Below are 21028 nucleotides of genomic sequence, written 5' to 3'. Positions count from 1 at the left end.
ACTCGAATCTTAAAATAAAAAAATAAAAAAATGAACTTATTTGACGTTTACCCATTATATCCTATTACGCCTGTAAAAGCAGTAGATTGCACTATTTACGACGATAAAGGAATCGAATATTTAGATTTATACTCTGGTCACGGAGTAATTTCTATCGGTCACACCCAACCGGATTATGTGGCCAAAGTAAAAGAACAATTGGATAATTTGAGTTTTTACTCGAATGCCATCCAAAATCCATTGCAGGTAGAATTGGCCGAGAAATTAGGAAAAGCTTCGGGCTTGACTGATTTCAGCTTGTTCCTTTGCAGTTCGGGTGCCGAAGCCAATGAAAATGCCTTGAAACTGGCTTCTTTTCATACCAATAAATCAAGAGTAATTGCTTTTGACAACTCTTTCCACGGAAGAACTTCGGCTGCCGTTGCGGTGACGGACAACAAAAAAATTGTGGCACCATTAAACGCACAACAAGAAGTGACTTTCTTGCCGTTGAACCAAATCGATTTGGTGGAAACCGAATTGAAAAAAGGAGATGTCTGCGCCGTAATCATCGAACCTATTCAGGGAGTTGGCGGTTTAGACCAGGGAACTACTGAATTCTTTCAAGCTTTGGAAAAAGCCTGTAAAGCCAATGAGGTTGTTTTAATTTTGGACGAAGTACAATCCGGTTACGGAAGAAGCGGGAAGTTTTTCGCCCACCAACACCACGGAATCAATCCAGACATCGTCACTACTGCCAAAGGAATGGGGAACGGTTTCCCTATTGGAGGTGTATTGATTTCTCCAAAATTCAAAGCGAGTTATGGCTTGTTGGGAACTACTTTTGGCGGAAGCCATTTGGCCTGTGCTGCCGGAATTGCGGTTTTGGACGTGATGGAAAAACAAAATCTGATTGCCAACACGAACAAAGTATCAGAATACTTTTTTGAAGCCATCAAAGTGATTCCTGAAATTATCAAAGTAAAAGGAAGAGGATTGATGCTGGGCGTAGAATTTGATTTTGACGTGAGTGCCCTGAGAAAGAAAATGATTATCGAAAAATACATTTTCACGGGTGGAGCCAACAATAAAAACCTGTTGAGAATTCTTCCTCCGCTGACGATTACAACGGCTGCTATTGATACTTTTATCGTGGCATTGCAGGAATCTTTGGCAGAATTGAAACAATAAGATTTTTTAATTCGCTCCGCAAAGTCTCTGACTTTGTGGAAGTGAGAATCGGTCTCTGACCGCATACAAAACGAAGGTTAAAAACCTTCAAATACATCCTCAAAGTCACTTCCGATAGCTATCGGAATTGCGGAGCAAGTTTTATAATGAACGCTAAATGAAAAACAATACAAAACTATTACTTAGTTTATTGATAATGATTGTTGGATGGCTTATGAGTGGCTTTGGTTTTACTACTAAACTAGGACATCCTATCAGTACAATTTGTTTTTTATTAGGTTTTACATTGACTATAATAGGAATTATATTTTTCATCATAATAATAAAAGAAAAATGAACACATTATTATCCATAGAAAAAAGAAATGCTGTTTTAAGCCGAATGGCTACACTTTTGGAACAAGAAAGAGCCAATCTTAAAAGTATCAATCAACAGGATATGAGCAATTATTCTGGAGATGATTTGGCTATGGAAAAACGTTTGTTGGTAGATGACGCCAAAATTGACGGAATGATTTTGTCGATGCAGCAATTGGCCAGTCAGGAAGATCCCGTGGGACAAATTCGTTTCAATTTCACTCACGATAACGGAATGAAAGTGACCAATAAAACGGCTGCTTTTGGAACAATAATGATTATTTATGAATCTCGTCCTGACGTAACGGTTGAGGCGGGTGGAATAGCTTTCAAATCCGGAAACAAAATCTTGCTCAAAGGCGGAAAAGAATCTTTATTGTCCAATTTGAAAATTGTATCCCTTTGGCACCAAGCCTTGGAAGAAAACAATATTTCTAAAGACTGGGTGGAATATTTGAATTACAATCGTGCCGAAACCCAGGCTTTCTTGGAAAACCCAACGCAAAGAGTGGATTTAATAGTTCCTCGTGGTGGCGAACAATTGATTGCTTTTACCAAAAAACACGCCACTTGCCCAGTGATTGTGAGCGGTCGTGGGAATAATTTTGTGTATGTAAATCAAGAAGCCGATTTGAAAAAAGCCCTTGACATTATCATCAACGGAAAAACAACCAACATTGGAGTTTGCAACGCCTTGGACAAAGTTTTAATTGACACCAAACTGCCTAATTGGGAAGTTTTTGCCCTACAATTGGTTGAAGAATTGAAAAAATACAAGGTTGAAATTTTGGGTGATACTGCTTTCGCAAATGCGACACAGGTGCCTGTAATTCCAAACGAAGAAATTTGGTACGAAGAGTTTTTAAATTATAAAATTGTTGTTGGAATTGTGGACTCCAACGAAGAAGCGGTTGCCAAAATCAACAAATATTGTGGTGGACATTCGGCTTCAATAATCACAAATAATGATACAGTTGCCCAAGAATTTATGGAGCAAGTAGATTGCGCAGCAGTATATCAAAACGCTTCTACCCGATTTACCGATGGAGGTCAATTTGGTTTGGGAGGAGAATTGGCGATAAGCACAGACAAATTACACCAACGCGGACCAATTGGTTTGCAACACTTGGTGACCAATAAATGGTATGTTTACGGCGACGGACAAATCAGGTAGCAGATTTTAGATTTAAAGCTTTGCGAACTTTGCGTTTTTTGAACACTCCTATTGAAAAAAACTTTGCGCCTTTGCGGTTAAAAAAATAAAAATGGCAAAAAAAAGAATATTATTAAAGTTGGGCAGCAACACGCTCACCAAAGAAACCAATCACATTTCGAGAGGAAAGATTGAAGACATTGGCGTGCAGATTGCGGCTCTTAAAGACGAATACGAGTTTATCATTGTCAGTTCCGGTGCCATTGCGGCCGCCAAACAATTCGTAAAACTCGACAATCACGACAAGGATGTTTTCGTAAAACAAGCCTTGGCTTCGATAGGTCAGCCCCATTTGATGCGGATTTATCACGAGAATTTCAGTGATTTGGGTTTACATACCTCGCAATGTTTGCTTTCCTATTCCGATTTTGAAAAAAAACAAACCAAAGTCAACATCGTAAACACGATAAACGTCTTGGTTAAAAACAGTTATATTCCGATTATCAACGAAAATGACACCGTTGCCACGGACGAAATCAAGTTTGGCGATAACGATAAATTGGCCGCATTGACAGCCGTTTTGTTGAATGTTGATATCCTGATAATTGCCACCAACACCAACGGAATTTATACCAAAGCATCCCTAAAAGACGAATTTCCCAAAACCATTGAATTGGTAAATGATTTAAGCGTTTTGGAAAAAGAAATTGGCGATTCCAAATCTTCCCACGGAACGGGCGGAATGCAGTCCAAAATCGATTCGGCAGCCATTGCCAAAGCAGCCAACATTGAAACCTGGATTATCAACGGCCTAGAAGACAATTTTATTTTGAAGGCTTTGAAAAACGAAATATCATTTACGAAAATCATATAAAATGTTGATTTGGTTAATTGCTAATTTCAATTAATCAATTAAACAAATAACCGATTAAACAATAAAACAATGAACTTTATATCCATACAAAACATAGATTCACTCGACAAATGGGTGAAACAAGCGTTAAAAATCAAAAAAAATCCGCTTAAAAATAAAAAATTAGGCAAGAACAAAACCTTGGTAATGTTGTTTTTCAACTCCAGTTTGAGAACGCGTTTGAGTACCCAAAAAGCAGCCATAAATTTAGGAATGAATGTGATGGTGATGAACTTTGGCAGCGAGGGTTGGACATTGGAATATGAAGATGGAGCTATTATGGATCAAGGTGCTTCGGAACACATCAAAGAAGCGGCAGCTGTGGTTTCGCAATATGCGGACATCATTGCCATCAGAGCTTTTGCCGGATTGGTGGACAAAGAAAAAGACAATGCCGAGACCGTGATTTCAGGATTTTTGAAACACGCCACCGTACCTATCGTGAATATGGAAAGCGCCACGGGACACCCGATGCAATCCCTGGCCGATGCGATTACGATGGCGGAACACAAAACCAAACACAGAGCCAAAGTCGTACTGACTTGGGCGCCACATCCAAGAGCTTTGCCTCAAGCGGTTCCCAATTCTTTCGTGGAAATGATGCAAAAACAGGAAAATATGGATTTCGTGATTACGCATCCGGAAGGTTATGAACTGAATCCCGAAATTACCAAAGATTCCAAAATAGAATACGACCAAAACAAGGCCTTTGAAAATGCTGATTTCATCTACGCCAAAAACTGGAGCAACTACAACGAATACGGAAAAATCACGAATTCAGACCCAAATTGGACGGTAACTGCTGAAAAAATGGCCTTGACCAACAACGCCAAATTTATGCACTGTTTGCCCGTTCGTAGAAACGTGATCGTAGCCGACGAAGTGATTGACAGCGAAAATTCGATTGTCATTGATGAAGCCAACAACAGAACTTATTCCGCCCAATTGGTTTTGCAAAAAATATTGGAAAGTAAAAAATAAAAGATTGGACAACTTTTTAAAAGTGTTTAAATCTAAAATAAAAATAAATGGAAAATAAACAATCCTTGTCCATCATCAAGATTGGTGGAAACATCATTGATAACCCAACGGAATTAGCACAATTCTTGGCCGATTTTTCCAAAATTGAAGGCAACAAAATTCTCGTTCACGGTGGCGGAAAATCAGCGACAAAAATGGCGCAAAGCATTGGCTTGGTTCCCCAAATGATTGACGGACGGAGAATTACCGACCAACCAATGCTAGATGTAGTCGTGATGATTTATGCAGGTGAAATCAACAAAAATATCGTGGTCCAATTGCAGGCCAACAACACCAATGCAATGGGATTTTCGGGTGCCGACGGGAATTTAATTCAATCCACCAAAAGAAACCATCCAACAATTAATTACGGTTTTGTGGGTGATGTCCAAAAAGTGAACACACCTTTATTGCAAACATTGATCAATAGCGGAATTGTTCCTGTTTTCTGTGCCATCACACACGACAAAAACGGACAATTGTTGAACACCAATGCCGATACCATCGCCAGCGAATTGGCCATTGCTGCATCGGAAGTGTTTGAAGTAACCCTAAATTATTGCTTCGAAAAAGCGGGAGTGCTAACCGATGTTGAGGACGAAAATTCGGTTATCCAACAAATCAATTCCGCACTTTACGCCCAATTGAAAGAGGAAGGCGCGATTCATTCGGGAATGATTCCAAAATTGGACAACTGTTTCAATAGTTTGTCCAAAGGAGTCCAAAAAATAAAAATTGGTCATCATAGAATGTTACAAAATGTAGATTCTGTTTGTACGACAATTCAATTATAGCAAAATATTTTTGAACCATATAAGAAATTTAAGTTCATATAAGTTTGCTCAAGCATTTAATTCCTACTTAAATGACCTTGAATACCTTATATGGTAAATTAAAAATTAATTCGTGCAGATTTGTGAAATTTGTGTTGAAAACAAAATAAATGAAAAACATAGAAACCCTCATACAAGAAGCCATTGCGCTATTAAAATCACTGATTGAAACTCCTTCCTTTTCAAGTGAAGAACAGCAAACGGCGCTTTTAATCGAAAATTGGTTCAACCAAAACAACATCCCTTTCGAAAGGGAAAACAACAATATTTGGGCTTACAACAAATATTTTGACGAATCGAAACCCACGCTTTTACTCAATTCGCATCACGATACCGTTAAACCGAATCAAGGCTTTACCAAAAATCCGTTTGAAGCCATCGTGGAAGACGGCAAATTGTATGGTTTGGGCAGCAACGATGCCGGCGGTTGTTTGGTGTCCTTGATTGCCACATTTACCCATTTTTATGCTGCTGAAAACCTGCCTTACAACATCGTGATTGTGGCTTCGGCAGAGGAGGAAAGCAGTGGAAAACTGGGTTTAAACAGCGTTTTGAAACATTTGCCCCATCTGGATTGCGCCATCATTGGCGAACCTACCTTGATGCAATTGGCCGTAGCCGAAAAAGGATTATTGGTCTTGGATATCGTCGTAAAAGGCACCGCAAGTCACGCCGCACACAACAATCCCGACAATCCAATCTACAATGCAATGCCCGTGATTGACTGGTTCAAAACCTATCAATTCGAGAAAATATCCGAAGTTTTGGGACCAGTAAAAATGACCGTAACCCAAGTGAACGCTGGAAAACAACACAATGTTGTTCCCGCCGAATGCCATTTGGTGGTCGATATTCGGGTGAACGATTGCTACAACAATACCGAAATTCTGGAAACCGTAAAAGCCAACGTGAATGCCGAAGTAAATCCACGCTCGATGCACCTGAATGCTTCGTCAATCCCCGTTTCGCACGGATTGGTACAAGCCGGAATCGCCTTGGGTAGAAACACTTACGGCTCGCCTACCCTTTCCGACCAATCGGTTTTGTATTGCAAATCCTTGAAACTCGGACCAGGAGAAAGTTTACGTTCCCACTCGGCCGACGAATTTATATATGTAAACGAAATAGAAGAAGGAATTCAATTGTACATCAAAATACTGGGCGATTTCTTAAAACAATAATTACAATATATTTTAGTGTTATTGGATTTCAAATTATTTGAATCTAAAATCTAAAATCTAAAATCTAAAATTGACTATGAAACTTTGGGAAAAAGGAATACCAACCGATAAACAAATAGAACATTTCACCGTTGGAAATGACCGCGAATTAGACTTGGTTTTGGCCAAATACGATGCATTGGGTTCTATTGCCCACGCCAAAATGTTATGTCAAATCGGACTCTTGACGGAAGAAGAAACCGATTCCTTGGTTTTGTCTTTGGAAGACATCATCATCGAAATTGAGAAAGGCGCATTCGAAATTGACGAAAGTTTTGAAGACGTGCATTCAAAAATCGAATACCTCTTGACCATCAAATTGGGCGATGCCGGAAAGAAAATCCACACGGCACGTTCTCGCAACGACCAAGTTTTGGTTGACGTGAATTTGTACCTCAAAGACGTGGTTTCCGAATTCAAATCGCAAGTAAAAACCTTGTTCAATTTGTTGATGGAATCGGCCGAGAAATACCAAAACGTATTGTTGCCAGGTTACACACATTTGCAAATTGCGATGCCTTCTTCTTTCGGAATGTGGTTTTCCGCTTATGCTGAAACCTTGATTGACGACATCACGATGTTGAATGCCGCTTTAAAAGTGGTCGATCAAAATCCTTTGGGTTCCGCTGCGGGTTACGGAAGCTCCTTCCCTATCAACAGAACTTTCACGACCCAGGAATTGGGATTCGAAACTTTGAAATACAATTCGGTGGCCGCACAAATGAGCCGTGGAAAATCCGAAAAAACAGTAGCTTTCGCGATGAGTAGCGTGGCCGCGACCTTGGCAAAATTCTCTATGGATGTTTGTTTGTATATGAGCCAAAATTTTGATTTCATCACTTTACCAGCCCATTTGACGACAGGTTCCAGCATTATGCCTCACAAAAAAAACCCGGATGTTTTCGAGTTGATTCGTGGAAAATGCAACAAAATTCAAGCCTTGCCGTATGAAATCACTTTAATCACCAATAATTTACCAAGTGGTTACCACAGGGATTTTCAATTGTTGAAAGAAGGTTTGTTTCCTGCGATTCAAAACCTGAAAGCTTGTTTGGACATTGCTATTTTCTCTATCAAAGATATTAAAGTTAAAGAAGGTATTTTAAACGATAAAAAATACGATTACCTGTTTACAGTTGATACTTTAAACGAAATGGTGGTAGCTGGAATGCCTTTCAGAGACGCTTACAAAGCCGTTGCCGAACAATTGGAAGCGGGAACTTACCAATCACCAAAAGAAACCAAACACACCCACGAAGGAAGCATCAACAACCTTTGCCTGGAGGAGATTAAAGAAAAGATGAAGCGTTCTTATTAATTCGAAAGCCCACAAATCACATTTACAAAAAAATCCATAAAGTACATTTATGGATTTTTTTATTTAAAATTTTAATTTTCCGGTTCTGAGATATACCGCTGAATTTTTCACGGAATTATTCATGGCTTTGATAAAGGCTTCTTCAAATGCAAAAAAAAGTACGCCTCCACTTCCTTTCGACACAAAATCCAATACTTTTTTTCGAGTCTTTATGTCATAAATCTGAAAATGGGAATTTATGATGCAACTTTCACTTTGACCGCCGGACATCCCCATACCTCCGCCAGCCATAGGCATAGCCATAACAGGACTTCCTTGTATGCTGTTCGTGATTTCATGACCAGAAATTCTTATCAGGTAATCGGCAGTTGTATTTGTAAACAATGAATCCACTTTTTTTTGTTGCTCCGGATTGAACGTCAAAGGATCATTGGAAACAAATTCAAATGATTTGTCGTGTTTTATTTCACCAAAAATATTTTCCTGTTTCAATGTAGCAGCACACAAACTATCATATTCTATGACAAAATCGTGCTTTTGCTTGTACTTTTTAGCAAATGTCTTGGTAAATTCACTTATCAAAACATCATCATCATCAACCAATAAAGCTGTTTTATTGGAGCCAAAAACAAATTGTGAATCCTTGTAATTTGAGATTTCACTAATGCGAATTACTTCACAAGAACTTAATAATTGAGCACCAACTATTCCGGCTATTAACCATTTTCCTAATTTCATTTGTTTTGATTTTTAATAGATTGGGGGATATATTTACGCCAAAATTGGAAACTTTGACAAAGATTAAATTACAACTTCTCTTTCAACTCTCCTGCATCAATATCACTATGGGAAACATCGTAAACCGATTTCCCTCCCTTGATTAACAACAATTGTGGCGATTGATGATACACTCCAAAACGAGAAGCAATTTCATTAGAAATGTCTCTGTGTTCCAATAAATCCAAGAAATAAGCATCTACTTTATCGTCTAAATCAAATTCGTTTTCGAATTGCTTCAAGGCAAATCGGCTCACGCTGCAACGCGTGCTGTGTTTGAATATCACGGCTGGTTTGTTGTCCGAAAAGGCAGCCAATTCATCCAATTGCCCCAAATGCTGTAATGGAATCCAATTCACTTTGCTGTTTAATTTTTCATTGTCCAAACTTCCGAAAAGATTTGAAAAAACACTCATTTTGTCGTTTTTTAAGTCATTTTGTCTTCCATAAACCCCTTATTTCCAGTCAAAATGTCGTAACTTTAGGGATGGAACAAGATTTGACGATTTTTGCCAAAGATACAATATCTTTAAACTTACACAAGCACATAAATAAGTCAAACGTATGAATTTAAAACAACCGCAGATTCGCAGATTTATTTTTTGAGAACTAAATTTTATGGTTTATAGAGAAATTAATTTGCGCTAATACCGCTGAAAGCGATTTAAACATTATCAAAATTTTATTAAAATCTGCGAATCTGCGGTAAAAAAAAGCATATATACTGATTACACCAATTAAAAACGAACATTCAACTTTAAACAAAAAGTAAAATGAACATCAATAAATTTACAATCAAATCGCAGGAAGCCATTCAGCAATCACAGCAATTGGCTCAAAGTTTTGGACAACAACAAATTGAAAACGAACACATTTTCAAGGCTATTTTTGAAGTCGATGAAAACGTGGCGCCTTTCATTTTGAAAAAACTAAATGTAAATGTTCCGTTGTTCCAACAAATATTAGACAGCACCATCCAGAGCTTTCCGAAAGTTTCCGGAGGCGAAATTATGCTCTCCAGAACCGCCAATGCAACATTGAACGAAGCCGAAATCATTGCCAAAAAAATGAACGACGAATTCGTTTCCATCGAACATTTAATCTTGGCTATTTTTGATTCAAAAAGCAAGGCAGCCCAAATCCTGAAAGATCAAGGTGTAACCGGAAAAGGACTGAAAGCCGCCATAGAAGAATTACGCAAAGGCGAAAGAGTGACCTCCGCTTCGGCTGAGGAAACTTATAATTCCTTGAACAAATACGCCAAAAACCTCAACGAACTGGCTCGTACCGGAAAACTCGATCCCGTAATTGGGCGTGACGAGGAAATTCGACGCGTGTTGCAAATCTTGACTCGTCGAACCAAAAACAACCCGATGCTCGTGGGTGAACCCGGCGTGGGTAAAACCGCCATTGCCGAAGGTCTCGCACACCGAATCGTGGACGGCGACGTGCCCGAAAACCTGAAAGACAAAATCGTTTATTCCTTGGATATGGGCGCCCTGATTGCAGGTGCCAAATACAAAGGAGAATTCGAGGAACGTTTGAAATCGGTGGTAAAAGAAGTGACTTCGGCCGAGGGAGACATCGTCCTGTTTATTGACGAAATCCACACTTTGGTGGGCGCAGGTGGTGGCGAAGGTGCAATGGATGCCGCCAATATCCTGAAACCGGCTTTGGCTCGTGGTGAACTGCGTGCCATTGGCGCAACGACTTTGGACGAATACCAAAAATATTTCGAAAAAGACAAAGCCCTCGAACGTCGTTTCCAAAAAGTGATGATCGAGGAACCCGATACCGAAAGCGCGATTTCCATCCTTCGAGGTATAAAGGAAAAATACGAAACACATCACAAAGTGCAGATAAAAGACGATGCCATCATTGCCGCCGTCGAATTATCGCAACGTTATATCACCAACCGATTTTTGCCCGATAAAGCCATCGACTTGATGGACGAAGCGGCTTCGAAAATCCGTATGGAAATCAATTCGAAACCCGAAGAATTGGACGTTTTGGATCGAAAAATAATGCAATTGGAAATCGAGATTGCCGCCATCAAACGCGAGAAAGACGAAAGCAAACTCAAAGCTTTGGGAATGGATTTGGCCAACCTGAAAGACGACCGAAACGAAATCTTTACCAAATGGAAATCAGAAAAAGATGTGGTTGATAACATTCAAGCTGTAAAAACCGAAATCGAAGACTTCAAATACGAAGCCGAACGCGCCGAGCGAGAAGGCGATTACGGAAAAGTGGCCGAAATTCGTTACGGAAAAATCAAGGAAGCCCAAGAACGCTTGGACGCCTTCCAAAAACAATTGGCCGAAGATCAAAAAGGTGGAACTTCCCTAATCAAGGAAGAAGTAACCCGTGAAGACATTGCCGAAGTCGTGGCCAAATGGACCGGAATTCCGGTAACAAAAATGCTGCAAGGCGAAAGGGAAAAACTCTTGAAACTTGAAGACGAATTGCACCGCAGGGTTGTGGGTCAGGAAGAAGCCATCGAAGCCGTGAGCGATGCCGTGCGCCGAAGTCGTGCGGGCTTGCAGGATATGAAAAAACCGGTGGGAACCTTCCTGTTCTTGGGAACCACGGGAGTCGGAAAAACCGAATTGGCCAAAGCCTTGGCCGAATACTTGTTCGACGACGAAAACGCGATGACCCGAATTGATATGAGCGAATACCAGGAACGCCACAGCGTGAGCCGTTTGGTGGGTGCGCCTCCGGGCTATGTGGGTTATGACGAGGGCGGGCAATTGACCGAAGCCGTGCGCCGCAAACCCTATTCCGTGATTTTGTTGGACGAGATTGAAAAAGCGCATCCCGACACCTTCAACATCTTGTTGCAGGTCTTGGACGAAGGCCGTTTGACGGACAACAAAGGACGCTTGGCCGATTTCAAAAACACGATTATCATTATGACTTCCAATATGGGAAGCCAGATTATTCAAGAGAAATTCGAGAATTTGAGGGGAAGTGTCGAAGCCGCCACCGAAGCCGCCAAAGTGGAAGTGCTGGGCTTGTTGAAACAAACTGTTCGCCCCGAATTCATCAATCGTATTGACGAAATCGTGATGTTTACACCTTTGACCAATGCCAACATTGCACAAATCGTGGGCTTGCAACTCAAATCGGTGACCAAAATGCTTGCCCAACAAGGCATCACGATGGACGCCACACCCGAAGCCATTGCCTATTTAACCGAGAAAGGCTATGACCCGCAATTTGGTGCCAGACCCGTAAAACGAGTGATACAAAGAGACGTCTTGAACAAATTGTCGAAAGAAATCCTCGCCGGAAAAATCACAACCGACAGCATTATTTTACTGGATTCCTTTGACGGCGAATTGGTTTTCAGGAATCAGAGTGAGTTGGTTCATTGATTACTCCATTTTGTCACATCGAGCGCAGTCGAGATGCCTATAGTTCTCGACTGCGCTCGAACAGACAAAAAAATACTAATATAAACACCAGTCGAAAGATTGGTGTTTTTTTTGGAGCAGAACGATGAGTTTTCATAACAACTTCCCTCCCGCTGTACGTCATATCTTTTGGGCTGAACGCCAGCCCAAAAGGATATTGGCTCCCATCGGGGCTAGAGAGAACGTTTATCTTTCTAAAAATATTCTTTTTGAATCAACAAAATTATTACACCTACAATCACTCCTATAATTATTTCCAAATACACTTTCATAAATGCAGTCTGGAATTGAGAAAAAATTGATAAATCACCGATAGCGCGGATTTACAATCCGTGCCCACAAGCGAGAGCAAACTATAATATCATATTTTAATTGCCAATTGGAAAGGACGCAGTTTACAAAACATCACTAACAATTGAAGGTGAAAAAAGCCGTCCCGTTGAAGGGACAGCTTAGCTTAAAAATTTATTTTAGAATCAGGAAATTTCAATCTGTTTGATTCTGTTGCGCAGTACTTCTTCTTTTTTTGGAATCTTGATGTACAAAATTCCATCTTCGTATTTGGCTTCTATTCGTTCCGTATCTACGATATCTTGAGGGAAGGTAAAACTTCGTTTGAGTGATTGGTATGAAAATTCTTTTCTTGAATAAACACCTTCGTCGCTCTCTGTAGTTTGATTACTTTTTTCTGCACTAATGGTTAGGACATCATTTTCCAGCTCTATTTTGAAATCTGTTTTTGCCATTCCGGGAGCCACCATTTCAAGAGCATAACCATCAGCATTCTCTTTGATGTTTACTGCTGGAATAGAGGTGCTGGCGTCATAAAAATTCAAATTACCTTCTCTAAATGCATCGCGATTAAAAAAGTTGTCCAACAACATTGGCAATGCATTGTTAAGTGCCGAATTACGTTTTACAAGGTTCATAATAACAAAATTTTAAAGTTAATAATAATTTATTCTTTTACTCAAACAACAAATTTTGTACCATTGGAAATAGTATTTCAATGCTGAAAAAATGTCATTATTTTTTAAGAAAATTTTAGAAAAAAAATGTCAAAATATCAGATTTACTATTATCCTAAACTGACGATTTTACACAACCCGATAGCGGAGATTTACAATCCCACAAACGAGAGCAAACAATAACAAAATATTTTAATTGCCAATTGTAAAGGACACAATTAACAAAACTGCTTCTACTTTGAATTTGATAAAAAAGCTGCAAGAAAATATTTTGCAGCTTTTTTTTATCTTTATACAGAAAAAACAAACTAAAAAACAAAAACTATGGCACTCATTAATCCTCACATCAACTTCAACGGCAATGCCGAAGAAGCGTTTACTTTTTACAAATCGGTATTTGGCGGAGAGTTTGCCAAGATTGTCCGTTTCAAAGATTTAGTAAGTCCCGAATTTCCAGCAGCTGAAAATGATGCAGAAAAAATAATGCACATTGCCCTTCCCATTGGCGGCAACATTTTAATGGGAAATGATGTCCCGGATTTTTTAGGACGGGTAAATGAAAACGAAAACAGGTCCAAAATAGCCATCAGCGCAGCAAGCCGTGAAGAAGCCGACCAATTATTTCACGGACTTTCGGCAGGTGGAACCATTGAATTCCCTATTAGCGACAGCCCTTGGGGTTCTTATTTTGGGATGTTTCGGGACAAATACGGCATTGAATGGATGGTGGATTTTGACCCAAAATATAGTGATTTTAAAAACTTTACCGATAAATAGCCATACATCAACTAATTAGATTATTAAAGTAAATTATTTTCTTTTGCTGCAATTTGCTGTTAATGCATCCTAAAGTGAAATTTTAAAATCCAAGAAGACTTGGCCATCAATAGTGCAAAATTATAGACAGTCGAAGTCATTAAATTTTATACTATTTTCAATCAAAAAAACAGTACTTTCGCAGTAATAAACAATTAAAACGCGCCGATTAAATTTTGTAAATCAATACCAAAAACAAGGCCGTTTCTAAATTAATTTTATGGCATCAGGTTTTTTCGCACTATTGGATGATATCGCAGCAATCATGGATGATGTTGCCGTAATGAGTAAAGTGGCAGCCAAAAAAACGGCGGGTATTTTGGGCGACGATTTGGCCGTCAATGCCGAGAAAGCCTCTGGATTTATTTCTTCCAGGGAAATTCCCGTTTTGTGGGCCATCGCCAAAGGTTCCTTCATCAATAAATTAATCATTCTTCCCATTGCCTTTCTGCTGAGTGCTTTTTTGCCTTTGGCAATTATTATCATCTTGGTTCTTGGCGGACTTTATTTGGCTTATGAAGGTGCCGAAAAAATATACGAATACTTCTTTCCCCACAAGGATGCCACAACCGAAATCTTGGTACAAGATTTCACGGAAACCGAAATTTTGGCTCTTGAAAAAGACAAAATAAAATCAGCCATCGTGACCGATTTTATTCTATCTGTAGAAATCGTAATCATTGCACTTGGAACTGTCATCGGAAAGCCTATCACGTCCCAAATTGGCGTAGTTTCGATAATTGCAATATTGGCAACCATCGGTGTTTATGGCATTGTGGCGCTAATTGTACGAATGGACGAAATGGGTTTCAAACTGATTGCATTGAGTACGCGAGAACGTAGTTTGTCAAAAACGATAGGAAATGTACTCGTGAAAGCCTTGCCCAAAGTCATCAAAAGTTTATCCGTTATAGGTACAATCGCCCTGATTTTGGTAGCAGGTGGCATCTTTGTGCACAATATTGACTTTCTGCATCATGTATTTCCACAATGGCCTTCGATTGTAAAAGAATTTACTTTTGGCCTAATTATCGGATTGATTGTTTTGGCAATTGTAAATTTGTTCAAAAAAATATTTGGAAAAAAACATTAAAAACAATAGTAGGGACAGTATTTACTACTCCTTAAAATTTACCTATTTTTGCACTCTAAAAATTTTGCCTTATGCCTAAGAAAAAATACAAAATAGCGGTTATCCAATTGAATCTAAATGATGTTGCCGAAAACAACCTGAAAAAATGTTTGTCTTGGGTTCGTGATGCCGCCAGTCAAGGTGCCGAAGTGATTTCGTTGCCCGAATTGTACAGCAGCCACTATTTTTGTCAAAGCGAAGATGTCGATAATTTTGCCTTGGCTGAACCTTTGTACAGCACTTCGTTTATTGCTTTCAGTGCTTTGGCAAAAGAATTGGGCGTCGTGATTATCGTTCCTTTCTTCGAAAAAAGAATGGCCGGAATTTACCACAACAGCGCCTACATCATCGACACCGACGGTTCGGAAGCGGGATTGTACCGTAAAATGCACATTCCAGACGATCCAGCTTTTTACGAAAAATTCTATTTCACTCCGGGTGATTTAGGTTTTAAAAATAATCCAACTAAAAAAGGAAACATTGGAACGCTAATTTGTTGGGACCAATGGTATCCTGAAGCGGCTCGAATAACTGCTTTAAAAGGTGCCGAGGTGTTGTTTTACCCAACAGCCATTGGTTGGCATCCATTGGAAAAAGAGCAATATGGCGAAAACCAACACGGTGCCTGGATGAACGTGATGAAAGGTCATGCCGTGGCAAATGGCATTTATGTGGCCGCCGCAAATAGAATTGGGTTAGAACAATATTTACCTGATACAGCCGGAATACAGTTTTGGGGTTCATCTTTTATAGCTGGTCCACAAGGAGAGATTTTGGCGCAAGCCTCACACGACAAAGAAGAAATATTGATTGCCGAAGTTGATTTGGATTTACAAGAAAATGTGCGCCAAAACTGGCCATTTTTCAGGGACAGAAGAATCGATGCTTTTGGAGATATTACTAAACGGGCGATTGATTAATTATGAGCACATCCAATAGAAGATTCCCCGCCGAATGGGAAAAGCAATCAGGCATTTTATTGTGTTTTCCGCATAACGGCAACGATTGGCCTGGGAAATACGAAGCCATTCAATGGGCTTTTGTGGAATTCATCAAGAAAGTGGCCACTTTTGAAGAAGTTTTTTTGGTCGTTGCCGACGAAAAATTAAAAGCTAAAGTATCTGAAATGCTGGAAACTGCAACTGTTCAAATGAGCAATGTTTCTTTCATCATTCATAAAACCAATAGAAGCTGGATGCGCGATTCGGGACCGATTATTGTTCAAAACGGAACAAAAAGAGAAGCCTTGAATTTCAATTTCAATGGTTGGGCGAAATATAAAAACATCAATCTGGACAAACACGTTCCTGCCAAAGTGGGCGAATTTTTGAAACTGCCCGTTACCCAAGTGGTTTACAAAGGAAAACCCGTAATCGTGGAAGGCGGAGCAATTGACGTCAACGGAAAAGGAACTTTATTGACTTCCGAAGAATGTTTGATGCACCCAAGCATCCAAGTTCGAAATGCCGGTTTTACCAAAGCCGATTATGAAGCGGTTTTCAAGGAATACTTGGGAATTACCAACGTGATTTGGTTGGGCGACGGAGTTGAAGGCGACGATACTCACGGCCATATCGATGATTTGTGTCGATTCGTGAACGAAGATACCATTGTTACCATTGTGGAATCGGATCCAAAAGACGGTAATTACAAAACTTTGCAAGACAATTTGAAACGCTTGAAAAACGCCAAACTGGAAAACGGAAAATCTCCCAAAATAGTCGAATTACCTATGCCGAAACGCATCGATTTTGATGGTTTGCGATTGCCGGCCAGTTATGCCAATTTCCTGATTTTGAACAACTGTGTATTGGTTCCCACATTCAATGATTCGAACGACAGGATTGCCTTGAATATCTTGGCCGATTGTTTCCCAGAAAGAGAAATCATCGGAATCAATGCAATAGATTTGATTTGGGGATTTGGAACTTTGCATTGTTTGAGTCAACAAATTCCAGAATAAGAAATTCCAAAACATTAGATCTTGACATAAAAAAACACCAACAATTATCCCTGCTGGTGTTTTTTTTTATTATGGCATTAATTATTTATCTCTTGTGAACGGGATTTTTTGGCCATCGGGCATAATCAAATCGAATGCCTCTTTGCTTTCATTAAATTTAAATTTAAAATCAACTTCTTTGGGTTTTAAAGTATTATCGCCAACAAATTCTATGGTAAAATTTGGATAATCACCCATTTCAACATTGATTTTTCCCCTTTTCTTCGTGAGAACAATTTTTAAGGGACTATATTGATTAGAAAAAGTTCCCAAATAACCATCCAGATTTACATCTTTTTCAATAATCCCCGTAGCTGAATTCCAACTGTTATTACTTTCATTACTGTCAGGAAACACGTGATCTGGATCGATAGTGACACTTTCTATTTCTTCTGTAGAATGGTGTTTGAAAGTCCAATCAACGTTTCTTTGCCAAATTTCAACAGGCAATTTTACACGAGTAACATTTCCGCTTTTTGTTTTTATGTCCAACACTACCGGCATTGCCATTTTTTCGAAATTTTCAATGGTAATGTAAACCCCGGATTTAGGATTATTATCTACATATTTTATGGAAGTAACACCTTGATCCAAACGCCAATTGTGGACAAACCAACCTCTCCAAAACCAACTTAAATCTTCGCCTGAAACATTTTCGATGGTTCTAAAAAAATCATCTGGTGCTGGATGTTTGAATGCCCAGCGTTCCACATAAGTTCGAAAAGCTAAATCGAATCGTTCGGCTCCTAAAATGTGCTCCCGCAACATCACCAATCCTGCGCCTGGTTTTGAATAACCCAAAGTCCCAATATTGGCTTCCTTCATATTATCTGGAGAACTCATCATGGATTCCAGATTTATAGTCGTGTATTTTTCGGCATCTTTATGCAAATCGGCAACTTTCTCTTTATACTCGCCTTTATTAAAATCGGCTGAACTTATCGAATTGATAAAAGTATTGAATCCTTCATCCATCCAAGCAAATAAACGCTCGTTTGAACCCACAATCATGGGGAACCAAATGTGGCCAAACTCATGATCCGTAACTCCCCACAAATCTATTCCTTTTGATTTCCAATCGCAAAAAACGATACCGGGATATTCCATTCCGCCGACAATTCCTGCTACGTTAGTTGCTGCTGGATAAGGATATTCAAACCATCTTTTCGAATAGTTTTCGATGGATGTTTTGGTGTATTCCGTGGAACGTCCCCAAGCTTCATTCCCGCCACTTTCAGTTGGATATGCAGAAATGGCCATCGATTTTTTCCCGCTTGGCAAGTTAATTCTAGCGGCATCAATTACGAATGCAGCAGAAGATGCCCATGAAACATCACGAGAATTTTTCATTTTAAAACGCCAGGTTTTATTTGATTTTGCCATAACATTGGCCGCAGCCAAAACTTCATCTGCAGAACGAATCAGGATTGTTTTATCACTTTGCGAAGCTTGGGAAAAACGCTTTTGCTGTTCGGTCGAATAGACTTCAGATGGGTTTATCAATTCCCCTGAACAAACCACAAAATGATTGGACGGAGCCGAAATGCTCACATCAAAATCACCATATTCCAAATAAAATTCCGAAGCTCCAAGATATGGATTCGTGTTCCAACCTCTCAAGTCATCATACACGCACATTCTAGGGTACCATTGCGCAACAGTGAAAATTTTGCCGTACTTGGTTTCCAAAATTCCCATTCGATCAGAGCCTTCGTTTGGAGATATAAAAGAAAAATCAATTTTAATGGTGACACTTCCTCCTTTGGATTTCAATTCTTGAGGAAGAAAAATCTGCATTCTGGTATCTGTAATTAGATATTTAACCTCTTTTTCTGTTGCAATTCCTTTACTTGTGGTGACAATTTTTACCGATTTTATCTTGTGACCTCCATCGAAAATTTGGCCTTGAGCACCATTTCTACTGCCTTCTACAGGAATAATGGCGTTGCCACGAGAATCTTGTTTGAATAAATTTTGGTCTAAATACATCCACAAGAAAGTCATCGTGTCCGGGCTATTGTTGGTATACTTTATAATACTTGTTCCAACAATTTCGTTGTTTGCCTCATTTAATGTTGCAGACAATTTATAATCAGCCCTATTTTGCCAATAAGCAAATCCGGGTTGACCGCTTGCAGAACGCGTGCTTGTTCCATCTTTCGAATAAAAAAAAGGCGCAAAAGCATCGTAGTAATCGTACTTTGAAATTGGTTTTGTTGTGGCAGAAACAGAAATTTGTTGTGACCAAAGAAGAGAACTTCCTGATAATAAAGTCAATTGAAAGATGACTAGGAGACGGATACTTTTCATTTAATAAATTTTGTGCAACAAATTAATGAAAAATAATCTTGACGCTGAAAATAAACTCTGAAATTTGAGAAAGTTTTAATAATATTACAATTAGTCGCATTATTTTTTACAGAATTAAATTTATGAAATACATTTACATCGAATAAATTATAAACCGTAATTAGCAATTATTTTGACTACGACAATTTCAAATTCAAATCTAACGGCTCAAATAAATCACTTTGGAGCCGAATTGTTTTCTTTAAAAAACCAGGAGAACAAAGAATACATTTGGGAAGGAAACCCGGCATTTTGGGGAAAACATTCTCCTGTATTGTTTCCCATTGTGGGAACGCTAAAAAACAATTCATTTCATTATAAAGAATCCGAATACCACTTGTCAAGACATGGTTTTGCCAGAGACATGGAATTTGAATTAATCGAAAAATCGGAAATCAGCGCTACATTCTCATTAACTTCCTCCGACGAATCCCGTAAAGTGTATCCTTTTGATTTTGAATTGCAAATTAGTTATTCATTGGACCAAAACAAATTAAACATAGATTACAAAATCATTAATAAAAATGATGCAATCATGCCTTTTTCCATTGGGGCGCATCCTGCTTTTGCATTGCCAAAACCATTTGAAGATTACACATTGGCATTTGAAAACGCCGAAATTTTGACGAGTTACACGCTTGAAAATGATTTACTTTCAGATAATTTTTCAACGATTGAAATGACTGACAATCAAGTTCCGCTCCATTATTCATTGTTTGAAAAAGACGCCTTGATTTTTAAGAAATTACAATCTAAAAGCATCACGATTTTAGAAAATCAAAACCCATTGCTTCGTGTTCGATTTGATAATTTTCCAAACCTGGGAATTTGGACAAAAAGCAACGCTCCATTCTTGTGCATTGAACCTTGGCTTGGTTATTCGGACACCGTTCATTCTACAGGAAATATTTTGGAAAAAGAAGGCATCCAACTCTTGGAACCAAAAAAATCATTGGAATGTAATTTTAGCATTGAAATTTTATAAAATATGTTAGCCATTAATTTTACCCCATTTCCCAATCTTGAAACCGAGCGGTTGTATTTACGTCGCGTTGCGAAAGAAGATGTAAACGAGATTTTTGCGCTTCGATCCAATGAGGAAACGATGCAATACATCCCCAGACCATTGGTAAAAACCGAAGAAGATGCCATGGCACATATTACCATGATGGATGAAAAAATTGACAACAATGAAGGCATAAATTGGGCGATTACTTTAAAAAACGACTCAAAACTAATAGGACTCATAGGTCATTATCGGATTAAACCAGAACATTTCAGGGCAGAAATTGGCTATATGCTTCTTCCTGAATTTCACGGAAAAGGCATCATTGTCGAAGCGATAAAAGAAACCGTTAAATATGGTTTTGAAATTATGAAACTACATTCGATTGAAGCCGTGATTGATCCTGAAAATTTAGCCTCTGAAAAAGTCTTGCAAAAATGCGGTTTTGTCAAGGAAGCCCATTTCAAAGAAAATGAATATTATGAAGGACGATTTTTGGACAGTGTTATTTATTCCATTTTGAATAAACATTAATTTCACTGTATTCCTTAAAATCTATTATTTATATTTGTCGCT

The 21028-nt window shown here is 38.9% G+C and carries 18 protein-coding genes; 14 read left to right on the top strand and 4 right to left on the bottom strand.

From position 1 onward, the window contains the following. Window positions 1-30: 30 nt before the first annotated feature. The 7 genes from C0430_RS00440 to argH all read left to right on the top strand — a co-directional run bounded on the left by C0430_RS00440 (window position 31) and on the right by argH (window position 7983). A complete protein-coding gene (locus C0430_RS00440) occupies window positions 31-1170 on the top strand; it encodes an aminotransferase class III-fold pyridoxal phosphate-dependent enzyme (RefSeq protein WP_290864255.1) in 1140 nt (379 codons plus the stop codon). Window positions 1171-1503: 333 nt separating this feature from the next. Next, the gene (locus C0430_RS00435; protein WP_290864253.1) at window positions 1504-2700 is read left to right on the top strand and encodes a glutamate-5-semialdehyde dehydrogenase; all 1197 of its coding nucleotides are present in this window, start codon (window positions 1504-1506) and stop codon (window positions 2698-2700) included. Window positions 2701-2791: 91 nt separating this feature from the next. Further along, complete coding sequence (gene proB, locus C0430_RS00430; protein ID WP_290864252.1) at window positions 2792-3553, top strand: glutamate 5-kinase; 762 nt, start codon at window positions 2792-2794, stop codon at window positions 3551-3553. A gap of 69 nt (window positions 3554-3622) precedes the next feature. Further along, entirely contained in the window at window positions 3623-4573 is a 951-nt protein-coding gene (locus tag C0430_RS00425) for an N-acetylornithine carbamoyltransferase (protein WP_290864251.1), read from the top strand. Between the two features lie 47 nt (window positions 4574-4620). Next, a complete protein-coding gene (gene argB / locus C0430_RS00420) occupies window positions 4621-5406 on the top strand; it encodes an acetylglutamate kinase (RefSeq protein WP_290864248.1) in 786 nt (261 codons plus the stop codon). A gap of 149 nt (window positions 5407-5555) precedes the next feature. Beyond that, on the top strand, window positions 5556-6626 hold the full coding sequence (locus C0430_RS00415; RefSeq protein WP_290864246.1) for a M20 family metallo-hydrolase: 1071 nt from the start codon (window positions 5556-5558) through the stop codon (window positions 6624-6626). A gap of 76 nt (window positions 6627-6702) precedes the next feature. Next, complete coding sequence (argH, locus tag C0430_RS00410; RefSeq protein ID WP_290864244.1) at window positions 6703-7983, top strand: argininosuccinate lyase; 1281 nt, start codon at window positions 6703-6705, stop codon at window positions 7981-7983. A 63-nt stretch (window positions 7984-8046) separates the two neighbouring features. Here argH and C0430_RS00405 read toward each other — a convergent pair whose 3' ends face one another. Then, entirely contained in the window at window positions 8047-8721 is a 675-nt protein-coding gene (locus C0430_RS00405) for a hypothetical protein (protein ID WP_290864242.1), read from the bottom strand. A gap of 68 nt (window positions 8722-8789) precedes the next feature. Further along, the gene (gene ytxJ / locus C0430_RS00400) at window positions 8790-9176 is read right to left on the bottom strand and encodes a bacillithiol system redox-active protein YtxJ (RefSeq protein WP_290864240.1); all 387 of its coding nucleotides are present in this window, start codon (window positions 9174-9176) and stop codon (window positions 8790-8792) included. A 357-nt stretch (window positions 9177-9533) separates the two neighbouring features. Here ytxJ and clpB point away from each other — a divergent pair, with 357 nt between their 5' ends. Beyond that, window positions 9534-12140, top strand: a complete 2607-nt coding sequence (clpB, locus tag C0430_RS00395) for an ATP-dependent chaperone ClpB (RefSeq protein ID WP_290864238.1) — start codon at window positions 9534-9536, stop codon at window positions 12138-12140. A 515-nt stretch (window positions 12141-12655) separates the two neighbouring features. Here clpB and C0430_RS00390 read toward each other — a convergent pair. Continuing rightward, on the bottom strand, window positions 12656-13108 hold the full coding sequence (locus tag C0430_RS00390; RefSeq protein ID WP_290864236.1) for an Hsp20 family protein: 453 nt from the start codon (window positions 13106-13108) through the stop codon (window positions 12656-12658). A gap of 363 nt (window positions 13109-13471) precedes the next feature. On the opposite strand from C0430_RS00390, the gene C0430_RS00385 reads away from it, so the two are divergent. From C0430_RS00385 to C0430_RS00370, 4 genes are all read left to right on the top strand, one after another. Further along, window positions 13472-13924 carry a VOC family protein gene (locus C0430_RS00385; RefSeq protein WP_290864234.1) on the top strand — a complete coding sequence of 151 codons (453 nt, stop codon included), beginning with the start codon at window positions 13472-13474 and terminating at the stop codon, window positions 13922-13924. 259 nt (window positions 13925-14183) lie between these two features. Then, window positions 14184-15056: a DUF808 domain-containing protein gene (locus C0430_RS00380; RefSeq protein ID WP_290864232.1), complete on the top strand. Its 873-nt coding sequence runs from the start codon at window positions 14184-14186 to the stop codon at window positions 15054-15056. 71 nt (window positions 15057-15127) lie between these two features. Continuing rightward, window positions 15128-16015 (top strand): carbon-nitrogen hydrolase, encoded by an 888-nt coding sequence (locus C0430_RS00375; protein ID WP_290864230.1) that lies wholly within the window; start codon window positions 15128-15130, stop codon window positions 16013-16015. 2 nt (window positions 16016-16017) lie between these two features. Further along, on the top strand, window positions 16018-17058 hold the full coding sequence (locus tag C0430_RS00370) for an agmatine/peptidylarginine deiminase (protein ID WP_290864228.1): 1041 nt from the start codon (window positions 16018-16020) through the stop codon (window positions 17056-17058). An 81-nt stretch (window positions 17059-17139) separates the two neighbouring features. On the opposite strand, the gene C0430_RS00365 is transcribed toward C0430_RS00370, so the two are convergent. Beyond that, window positions 17140-19407: a M1 family metallopeptidase gene (locus C0430_RS00365; protein WP_290864226.1), complete on the bottom strand. Its 2268-nt coding sequence runs from the start codon at window positions 19405-19407 to the stop codon at window positions 17140-17142. A 172-nt stretch (window positions 19408-19579) separates the two neighbouring features. On the opposite strand from C0430_RS00365, the gene C0430_RS00360 reads away from it, so the two are divergent. Both C0430_RS00360 and C0430_RS00355 read left to right on the top strand, forming a co-directional pair. Continuing rightward, window positions 19580-20431 carry an aldose 1-epimerase family protein gene (locus C0430_RS00360; protein WP_290864224.1) on the top strand — a complete coding sequence of 284 codons (852 nt, stop codon included), beginning with the start codon at window positions 19580-19582 and terminating at the stop codon, window positions 20429-20431. A 3-nt stretch (window positions 20432-20434) separates the two neighbouring features. Continuing rightward, on the top strand, window positions 20435-20986 hold the full coding sequence (locus C0430_RS00355) for a GNAT family N-acetyltransferase (RefSeq protein WP_290864222.1): 552 nt from the start codon (window positions 20435-20437) through the stop codon (window positions 20984-20986). The last annotated feature ends 42 nt before the right edge of the window (window positions 20987-21028 follow it).

The organism is Flavobacterium sp. (assembly GCF_013823965.1).
GTDB lineage: Bacteria > Bacteroidota > Bacteroidia > Flavobacteriales > Flavobacteriaceae > Flavobacterium.
The sequence above is the reverse complement of the archived record's forward strand: the minus strand, read 5'-3'. Positions and strand labels throughout refer to the sequence as shown.

What these genes read in the sequence shown, in the direction of transcription:
- C0430_RS00365 (WP_290864226.1), bottom strand. Translation starts at nt 19,407, where the DNA reads ATGAAAAGTATCCGTCTCCTAGTCATCTTTCAATTGACTTTATTATCA.
- C0430_RS00440 (WP_290864255.1), top strand. Translation starts at nt 31, where the DNA reads ATGAACTTATTTGACGTTTACCCATTATATCCTATTACGCCTGTAAAA.
- C0430_RS00415 (WP_290864246.1), top strand. Translation starts at nt 5,556, where the DNA reads ATGAAAAACATAGAAACCCTCATACAAGAAGCCATTGCGCTATTAAAA.
- ytxJ (WP_290864240.1), bottom strand. Translation starts at nt 9,176, where the DNA reads ATGAGTGTTTTTTCAAATCTTTTCGGAAGTTTGGACAATGAAAAATTA.
- C0430_RS00390 (WP_290864236.1), bottom strand. Translation starts at nt 13,108, where the DNA reads ATGAACCTTGTAAAACGTAATTCGGCACTTAACAATGCATTGCCAATG.
- C0430_RS00405 (WP_290864242.1), bottom strand. Translation starts at nt 8,721, where the DNA reads ATGAAATTAGGAAAATGGTTAATAGCCGGAATAGTTGGTGCTCAATTA.
- C0430_RS00380 (WP_290864232.1), top strand. Translation starts at nt 14,184, where the DNA reads ATGGCATCAGGTTTTTTCGCACTATTGGATGATATCGCAGCAATCATG.
- proB (WP_290864252.1), top strand. Translation starts at nt 2,792, where the DNA reads ATGGCAAAAAAAAGAATATTATTAAAGTTGGGCAGCAACACGCTCACC.
- C0430_RS00385 (WP_290864234.1), top strand. Translation starts at nt 13,472, where the DNA reads ATGGCACTCATTAATCCTCACATCAACTTCAACGGCAATGCCGAAGAA.
- C0430_RS00435 (WP_290864253.1), top strand. Translation starts at nt 1,504, where the DNA reads ATGAACACATTATTATCCATAGAAAAAAGAAATGCTGTTTTAAGCCGA.
- C0430_RS00355 (WP_290864222.1), top strand. Translation starts at nt 20,435, where the DNA reads ATGTTAGCCATTAATTTTACCCCATTTCCCAATCTTGAAACCGAGCGG.
- clpB (WP_290864238.1), top strand. Translation starts at nt 9,534, where the DNA reads ATGAACATCAATAAATTTACAATCAAATCGCAGGAAGCCATTCAGCAA.
- argH (WP_290864244.1), top strand. Translation starts at nt 6,703, where the DNA reads ATGAAACTTTGGGAAAAAGGAATACCAACCGATAAACAAATAGAACAT.
- C0430_RS00375 (WP_290864230.1), top strand. Translation starts at nt 15,128, where the DNA reads ATGCCTAAGAAAAAATACAAAATAGCGGTTATCCAATTGAATCTAAAT.
- C0430_RS00425 (WP_290864251.1), top strand. Translation starts at nt 3,623, where the DNA reads ATGAACTTTATATCCATACAAAACATAGATTCACTCGACAAATGGGTG.
- argB (WP_290864248.1), top strand. Translation starts at nt 4,621, where the DNA reads ATGGAAAATAAACAATCCTTGTCCATCATCAAGATTGGTGGAAACATC.
- C0430_RS00370 (WP_290864228.1), top strand. Translation starts at nt 16,018, where the DNA reads ATGAGCACATCCAATAGAAGATTCCCCGCCGAATGGGAAAAGCAATCA.